The sequence below is a fragment of the Kitasatospora sp. NPDC093558 genome (assembly GCF_040683475.1).
Lineage (GTDB): Bacteria > Actinomycetota > Actinomycetes > Streptomycetales > Streptomycetaceae > Kitasatospora.
This window is the reverse complement of record NZ_JBFBDY010000425.1, coordinates 1-5,481: the sequence shown is the minus strand read 5'-3', so window position 1 is coordinate 5,481 and position 5,481 is coordinate 1. Positions and strand designations below refer to the sequence as shown.

4 protein-coding genes are annotated in these 5,481 nt (G+C 73.1%); 2 read left to right on the top strand and 2 right to left on the bottom strand.

Features of this window, described 5'->3' with window-relative positions; translation table 11 throughout:
- The coding region (locus AB0O00_RS28125; RefSeq protein WP_363656400.1) for a hypothetical protein at window positions 1–947 on the bottom strand (947 nt) is incomplete at its 3' end.
- Between the two features lie 148 nt (window positions 948–1,095).
- A complete protein-coding gene (locus AB0O00_RS28120) occupies window positions 1,096–2,748 on the bottom strand; it encodes a histidine decarboxylase (RefSeq protein WP_363656398.1) in 1,653 nt (550 codons plus the stop codon).
- 147 nt (window positions 2,749–2,895) lie between these two features.
- On the opposite strand from AB0O00_RS28120, the gene AB0O00_RS28115 reads away from it, so the two are divergent.
- Both AB0O00_RS28115 and AB0O00_RS28110 read left to right on the top strand, forming a co-directional pair.
- Window positions 2,896–3,399: an Lrp/AsnC family transcriptional regulator gene (locus tag AB0O00_RS28115; protein WP_363656396.1), complete on the top strand. Its 504-nt coding sequence runs from the start codon at window positions 2,896–2,898 to the stop codon at window positions 3,397–3,399.
- Between the two features lie 101 nt (window positions 3,400–3,500).
- On the top strand, window positions 3,501–5,481 hold a 1,981-nt coding region (locus AB0O00_RS28110; protein ID WP_363656394.1), incomplete at its 3' end, for a WGR domain-containing protein.

The following is a 5,481-nucleotide window of genomic DNA, read 5'->3' as shown; positions in this document are numbered from 1 at the left end:
CGCGAGCCGCGACGGCGGGCGATCACCAGCGCGCCGCCGCCGACGGCGAGCAGCGCGGCGCCACCGGCGCCGTAGGCGATCATCTGGCTGCTGTTGCCACCCGTGCTGGCCAGGACCGGCGCGGGCTTGGTCGAGACCGGCTTGGCGGTCGGCTTGCCGACCGGGCCGCTGGTGTCGGTGGTGTCGGCCGAGGTCGACGGCGCCGGCGCGGCCGGGGAGGCCGACGGGGTGCCGGTGGTGGCCGGGGCCGACGGCTTGGTGCTGGTGGACGGGGACGCGGTGGCCGTCGCGGTGGCGGTGGCCGTGGGCGTCGCCGTGGCGGTGGAGGTGGGCGTCCCGGTCGGGGCCGGGGTCGCGGTGGCCGTGGGCGAGGCCGACGAGGTCGGCGTGCCGGTCGGCGTGCTGGTGGGCGTGCCGGTCGGCGTCGGGGTCGGCGTGCAGGCCTTGCCGCCGTTCCAGGCCGTGATCAGGTCGTACGGGAAGACGCCGTTCGGGTACTTCGGCAGCGGGTTGGCGACCCCGTCGAACTTCTGGTCGTTGTTGTACAGGTCGATCTGGCCGAAGCACTTCGGCAGGTGCGCGCTGACGTCCAGGGTGGCCTGGCGGTGGCCGCTGTTGAGCGTGGTGGTCGACCAGCCAAGGAAGGTCTGCTTGCCCGAGGTGGCCCAGGTGGGGCCCTCGGTGTCGTACGAGGCCAGCGAGACCTCGTAGTCGCAGCCCTCGGTGATGTCGCCGACGAGCTTGACCTGGACGCTGCCGTGGGGCTGCTTCATCCGGCCCTCGTCGTTCCAGGTCTTGCCGCCGTCCACCGAGTACAGCACGTTGACGTCGCCGCAGGCGTGCTCGCCCTGGGCGTGCGCGGTGCCGGCGGTGAGCAGCGGGACGCCGACGGCTATGCCGAGTGCGGCGAGTGCGGCCGGAAGGCTCCGGCGCAGGGGTTGGTGCACGAGGAAGCTCCCTAAGGGGTGTGGTGCAGGGTGCGGGTGGGTCCTCACCGCTCCCCCGGCGGCGGTCCTCACGGACCGTCACCGGGATTGAACAGACGTGAGGCCGTGACCGTACCGGATCGCGGGAGTCCGGCCGCAAGCAGGGTCCTCAGGCGGCGTGCGCGCGGTACTCCGGGTCGTGGGCGAGTTCGGCGAGGAGCGCGTCCAGCTTGGCCCGGTCGACCGAGGGCATCACGAAGACGTGCACGTAGCTGCGGCGGGTGGACTCGTCGCCGGGGACCATCACGACGTCCTGCGAGGACAGCGACCACTTCGCCACCAGGTCGGCGCTGGGCTTGCGGAAACGCACGGTGACGGCGCCCGGGGTGCGGGCCGTCCAGAGGTCGACGCCGAGGGCCGCGTCGAGGGCGCGCAGGCGGCGCTCCAGGTAGCCGGCGAGCTCCTGGGCGCGGCGGATGCGGTCCACCTGGTCCTGGTAGGAGTGGCGGGAGAGGTGGTCCCAGAGGATCAGCGGGGAGAAGCCGTTGCGGGAGCCGGCGAAGGTGGTGTCCGGCGCGCCTATGTAGTCGGGCTGGGACGGCGGGCAGATCTGGTACTTGACCTTCGTCATGTAGATGCCGCACGGCCAGGGCGCGCCGGGCCACTTGTGGCCGCTCATGGCGATCGAGGAGACCATGTCGACGTCGCCGTGCTCCGCGGTGGGCAGGGTCAGGCCGAAGTCGAACTCGGGCAGCTCGACCTCGGGCGTCCAGCCGTACGCCTGGTCGGTCGCGGCGAGCCGCATGAACGGCGCGTAGCCGGCGCCGAGTGCGCCGTCGACGTGGATCCAGAAGCCGCGGCGCACGTCGACCAGGGGCTCCCCGGTGGCCGGGTCGGTGCCGTAGACGACCTCGCGCTGCACGAGTCCGTGCCGCTCGAAGATCGGCAGCAGGCGCTCGCACACCGCGCGGACGTCGTCGTGGGCGCCCTTGAAGGTGCTGCCGAGGTTGAGGCTGACGAAGACGGGGTGGCCCTTGGCCGCGAAGAACTCGACGAGGACGGCGAGCGCGTCGACGTCGATCTCGCCGGTGCCGTCCCAGGAGAGGCCGGACGGGCCGGGCCTGGAGGGCACCTCGGTGGGCCACTCGCGGCGCCCGGTGACCGGGTCGACCAGCGGGCACTCGTCCGCGTACTTCTCCGTGCCGACGGCGTGGAACGTCTCGACGCCGAGGACGCACACCGCCTTGGCGAAGGAGTAGTGGGTGTCCTCGGAGTAGAACGCCACCGGGCGGTGCGCGTTGGGGTTGGCGCGGTCGGGCGCGGCGCTGACGTAGCGCAGCGCGTCGAAGGGGGCCGCCGGCGGCTGGATCAGCGCCTTGCCGCTCAGGTAGTCGCGGGCGTTCCAGAGGGCGTACATGTTGCCCTCGGTCGAGCCCATGGACAGCATGTAGCCCCAGTACGACTCGGGGTCGGCGGGGTCGTGCGGGCGCTGCGCGTTCCACAGCCGCGCGTAGTAGTCGAGCACGGCCCGCTCGACGACCTTGGTGTTGGGCTTGTAGCCGCCGCTCTGGAACGGGTCGCCGAGGTTGTTGATGTTGTTCGGCATGAACCGGGCCAGGTCCAGCGCGGTGCCCTGCATGTCCTGGGTGGCCTGGTAGCCGACCAGGTGCTTGCGCTTGCGCGACAGGTACTCGTCCACCGTGTCGAGCGCCTGCTGGCGCTGCGCCTCGTCCAGGCCGCCCGCGGGGAGCACGAACTCGCCGGCGTCCAGCTCGGGGCCGGGGTCGACGGCGGTGAACGTGGCGGTCGCGGACGGGCTCATGCGGGGGCGCTCCAGGGATCGCAGGAGTGGGGGTGCGGGCCCAAGGATGGAACTTCCCGGCGCCTTTGAGAAGCTCCTCCGCAGGAAATTCGGTCGGAACCAGATCATGTTTGCGAATCTTCGGAGACGGCTGCGATCCTGGCGGGTATGCCGAACAATCCGCAGGCCGCCCGGACCGCCGCCCGGAGCCCCGTCGACGACCTGGACCGGGCGATCATCCGTGCCCTGGCCGACAACGCCCGCATCCCGAACAACGCCCTGGCCGAGGCCGTGGGCATCGCCCCCTCCACCTGCCTGGCCCGGGTCCGGGCGCTCCAGGAGCGCGGCATCATCCGCGCCTTCCGCGCCGAGGTCGACCCGGCGGCGATCGGGCTGCCGCTCCAGGCGATGATCTCGGTGCGCCTGCGCGCCCACACGCGCGAGCAGAACGAGAGCTTCCGCAACACCGCGCCCGACCTGCCCGGCGTCCTCGCCGTCTTCCACATGGCCGGCTCCGACGACTACCTGCTGCACGTCGGCGTGGCCGGGCCGGAGGCGCTGCGCGACTTCGTCGTCGACCACCTGACCACGCACCCGGCGGTGGCCCAGACGCGGACCAACCTGATCTTCGAGCAGATACCGGGCCGCCGGTACCTCGCACCCCCGCGCTGACCTGGGACGGTGCCGGTCCTGATTGTCAGTGGGTACCGCTAGCGTTCCTCTCGATGATCACCGGGTGGGCCGGTGGGGCCATGAAGGGCGTAGGAGGGGCTGTGCGGCGCTGGGAGTTCGTCGGGGACGGGTCCGCGAAGTTCTGGGAGGCGGAGGTCGAGGGCGCGTCGGTGCGCGTGCGCTACGGCCGCATCGGCTCGGAGGGGCGCCTCCAGGTGAAGGAGCTGGGCGGCCCCGACGCTGCGCGGACGCAGCTCGAGAAGCTGGTCGCGGAGAAGGAGCGCAAGGGCTACGCGGAGGTCGGCGCGGCGGCCGCACCGGCACCGCAGGCCGAGGCCGGCGCGACGACCGCACCGGCACCGCAGGTCGTGCCGGAGCCCGAGCCCGTCGGGCTTCCGGAGCTTCCGGACGAGGACGCCTTCGTCATGCCCGCCGCATGGACGAAGCTGGTCGACCCGCGCCGCGGGAGGACGGTGCGCGCCGTGACGGCGCCGGCGCCGGATGCCCTGGCCACGGCGGAGCAGCACATCACGGAGAACCGGGAGTGGATCGAGCTGGCCCTGGCGTCCCGGCACTCCGACCCCCAACTGGTCTGCGCCGCGCGCGCCTACCTCGCCGGGGAGGCCGACGCGCTCGGGGCCGTCGCGGTCACGAGCCTGCTGCCGGGCGGCCGGGTGGCCGGTATGGACACGGCGCTGTTCACCGACGCGTGGGTCGCCCAGCACGGGCTCGTGTTCGCCGCACGCGCGGTCGTGGAAGCCGTCGAGGTCGAGGCGGCGTGGAGCCACGCCTACCCCGGCCGGACGGATCCGCGCCTGCGGTTCGTCGGGCCGAACGGCGCCTTCCCGCTGCACCTGACGGGGCGACCGACGGACCGTGTGCGGGAGCTGCTCTCCGTCACGGACCAGGAGACGTACGAGGACGTCGTCGCCGTCCTCGCGACGGTCCGCACCACCCCGCGCCGGCGTGCCGTCGCCGCCTATCTCGCCCCCGGCACACCCGGCTGGGCCGACGACTGCGTCGCCGACGAGCCCGGCTACGGCGACGACGCGCGACTCCTGCGGCCGATGCTGCTCCGCTCGCTCGACGATCCCGGGCAGGTGGAGCGCCTCAGCCCCTACTCCAGGAACATGTGGCCCAATTGGTCGGTGGCGCTCGTCGCCACGCTCGCCGACACCGTCGGTACGGCGTGCGTGCCGCTCCTCGGCGAGGCGGTCGACATCGTCTACGGCTCCGACAACGTGCGCGCCATGACGGCGGCCGTGGCGCAGTTCCCCACCGACGACGCGTTCCGCATCCTGCTCGCCCGCATCGACGACAAGCACGCGCGGCCCGCGCTCCAGGAGGCCATGCAGCGCTACCCCGTCCGCGCCACTCGGCTGCTCGCCGAAGCGGCGCGCAGGGAGGGCAAGAACGCGACGGCCGCGCGGCAGCTCCTCAACACCCACGTGCTGCTGCACCGGCCCCAGCTGCCCGAGCTGCTCGCCCGACTCGACTCCGCCACCGCCGAGTTGGTCGGCTCGCTGGACGGCGCCCGGGAGCGCGTCCCCGATGCCGCGCCGGAGTCGCTGCCGGCTTTGCTGGTGTCGCCGCCGTGGACGCGCAAGCGCACCGTCCGCAAGCCGCGCGTGCTCGCGGGCCTCACGGCGGACGACGCGCCGCAGCTGGCGTGGCGCGCCGGCGAGCAGGAGCGCTGGGCGCGGACGGAGATGGCCGACTGGACGTACCCCGACACGACGAACTGGGAGTCGGAGGCGAAGCGGGTCCTCGGCGACGACCGCTCCGGCCTGTGGTACGCGGGCCGCCTGCTGATCCAAGGCCCAGCCGACTTGCTCACGCCGTGGCTGGAGCGGTGGCGGCCCACCGACCTGTACGGCGGCCATGACTACCTGCGTCCGATCGTCGCCACGTACGGCCTGTCGGCCCTGCCGGCCGCCCTGTCGATGGCGCGCGCCAAGCCGGGGAACTACGCGTCGCTCCTGCTGCCGTACCTCGCACCGGCCGTCGCGCCGGTCATGGCCGACGCCCTGGTACGGCTCAAGTCCGCGCAGGTGGTGGCCCGTTCGTGGTTCGCCCGGCACG

Coding starts and splice junctions, on each gene's coding strand:
- AB0O00_RS28120 (WP_363656398.1), bottom strand. CDS start 2,748: ATGAGCCCGTCCGCGACCGCCACGTTCACCGCCGTCGACCCCGGCCCC.
- AB0O00_RS28115 (WP_363656396.1), top strand. CDS start 2,896: ATGCCGAACAATCCGCAGGCCGCCCGGACCGCCGCCCGGAGCCCCGTC.